The sequence below is a fragment of the Erysipelothrix sp. strain 2 (EsS2-6-Brazil) genome (assembly GCF_016617625.1).
Lineage (GTDB): Bacteria > Bacillota_I > Bacilli_A > Erysipelotrichales > Erysipelotrichaceae > Erysipelothrix > Erysipelothrix piscisicarius.
This window is the reverse complement of record NZ_SBAR01000029.1, coordinates 1-1,803: the sequence shown is the minus strand read 5'-3', so window position 1 is coordinate 1,803 and position 1,803 is coordinate 1. Positions and strand designations below refer to the sequence as shown.

Here is a 1,803-nt window from a genome sequence, read left to right as displayed (position 1 = left end):
GAGCAAACTAAAAGGACTGACTCCTGCACAGTACAGAAATCAATCCTTTAGTTTAACTCTTAATTAAACCGTCCAAGATATTGGGGGCAGTTCATTTTTACTTGTCTACTTTTAGTTTACTACTCCAGATAACCTAGCTTTTTTATTCAACAGTACAAACCCCATCAGTACACATCATTGCATCATTTTTTTGAGCATTAAGCGTCTCAACATGTTGGAGCGCTGACTTAAATGTTTCAATAGGTTGAGCTCCTGATAAGGATACTTGGTCATCAATTACAAAGTGTGGAACACCTCGAGCACCAATCATCTGTGCCCATTGCTCGTCTTGACGAACACTTAATCCGTACTCATCAGATTCAAATGCATGTTTGATGCCTTCTGCATCAAGTCCAACTGAGACACCAAGTTCAATTAAGGCCTCAAGATCGTTTAAGTAAACACCTTTTGAAAAATACGCATCCATTAACTTTTCACTGTATTCATTTCCTAAACCTTTGAACTTTGCATACTGAAATACTTTATGTGCTTTAAATGTATTAGTATATTTCATCGCATCAAAATCATAGTTTAATCCAACTGTCTGAGCCATGGACCCTACACGTTCGTTATTCAATCGTGCTTCATCAATGGATATGTTATATTTTTGAGCCAACATTTCATGAATGTTTAAATCCGGTTGATCAACATAGTTTTGATCTAATTCAAAACTCATAAACTCTACTTCAATTTCTTTATCTAATTGCTTTATTGCTTCTTCCAAATGTCTTTTTCCCACATAGCAAAATGGGCAGACAAAATCGGACCATACTTGTACTTTCATCACATTCACCTCTAGATACATATTGTATCGACTAAGCGATTTGAGCGCCATCAATATGCCCCCCATGGTATAATATGACCAAGGAGGAATTATGAATAGTACAATTAAACAACAACTCAACCATCGTACCATTCGTCAATTTACGGATGAACCCATTTCTCAAGAAATTATTGATACGTTGGTTTCCGTCGCTCAGGCGACATCCACAAGTAATTACATGCAATCTTATTCAATTATTAGCGTAACGGATAAAGCAAAGAAGAAAGCAATCGCAACCATAGGCGCACAACCTTATATCGAAAACGTTGGTCACTTATTTATTTTTGTGATTGATCAACATCGTAATGGGAAAATTGCACACGAAGGAAATATCGACGACATCGAAGTCCTTGAAACATTTGATCGTATGATGATTGGATATACCGATGCGATTCTCGCTGCACAAAACACAATGGTAGCTATTGAGAGCCTTGGCATGGGTGGGGTATTTTTAGGAAGTATTCTCAATGATGCTCAAGCAATCATCGACTTATTAGAGTTGCCTGAATTTGTTTTCCCTGTACTGGGACTTGGTTTTGGTTATCCGAATCAAAAGCCTCAGCTCAAACCGCGAATGCCACAACAACTCATGCATTTTGAAAATACATATCCTAACATGGATGCAATTACCGATGCGATGCGCGACTATGACGAGACGGTTACAGAATATTATGACTTACGTGATGCAAACAAACGCATCGACTCATTCACAAATCAGATTAAACAAAGCATGAGTCGACGACATCCTGGACGCATGCAGTTAAAAGATACGATGCATAAACAAAAGCTCGGTCTAAAATAAAAAAAGTCTATCTGAACTGCCCCCAATATCTTGGACGGTTTAATTAAGAGTTAAACTAAAGGATTGATTTCTGTACTGTGCAGGAGTCAGTCCTTTTAGTTTGCTCTTAATTCTTTTGTTATTATAATAGTCGATATAT

At 37.4% G+C, this 1,803-nt stretch carries 3 protein-coding genes; 1 reads left to right on the top strand and 2 read right to left on the bottom strand.

Features of this window, described 5'->3' with window-relative positions:
• Positions 1–142: 142 nt before the first annotated feature.
• Entirely contained in the window at positions 143–823 is a 681-nt protein-coding gene (locus EPJ89_RS08690; RefSeq protein WP_200549551.1) for a DsbA family oxidoreductase, read from the bottom strand.
• Positions 824–914: 91 nt separating this feature from the next.
• Between EPJ89_RS08690 and nfsA the strand changes: the two genes are divergently transcribed.
• Positions 915–1,664 carry an oxygen-insensitive NADPH nitroreductase gene (nfsA, locus tag EPJ89_RS08685; RefSeq protein WP_200549549.1) on the top strand — a complete coding sequence of 250 codons (750 nt, stop codon included), beginning with the start codon at positions 915–917 and terminating at the stop codon, positions 1,662–1,664.
• Positions 1,665–1,703: 39 nt separating this feature from the next.
• Here the strand turns inward: nfsA and EPJ89_RS08680 are convergent.
• On the bottom strand, positions 1,704–1,803 hold a 100-nt coding region (locus EPJ89_RS08680; RefSeq protein WP_200542536.1), incomplete at its 5' end, for an IS3 family transposase.

What these genes read in the sequence shown, in the direction of transcription:
- EPJ89_RS08690 (WP_200549551.1), bottom strand. Translation starts at nt 823, where the DNA reads ATGAAAGTACAAGTATGGTCCGATTTTGTCTGCCCATTTTGCTATGTG.
- nfsA (WP_200549549.1), top strand. Translation starts at nt 915, where the DNA reads ATGAATAGTACAATTAAACAACAACTCAACCATCGTACCATTCGTCAA.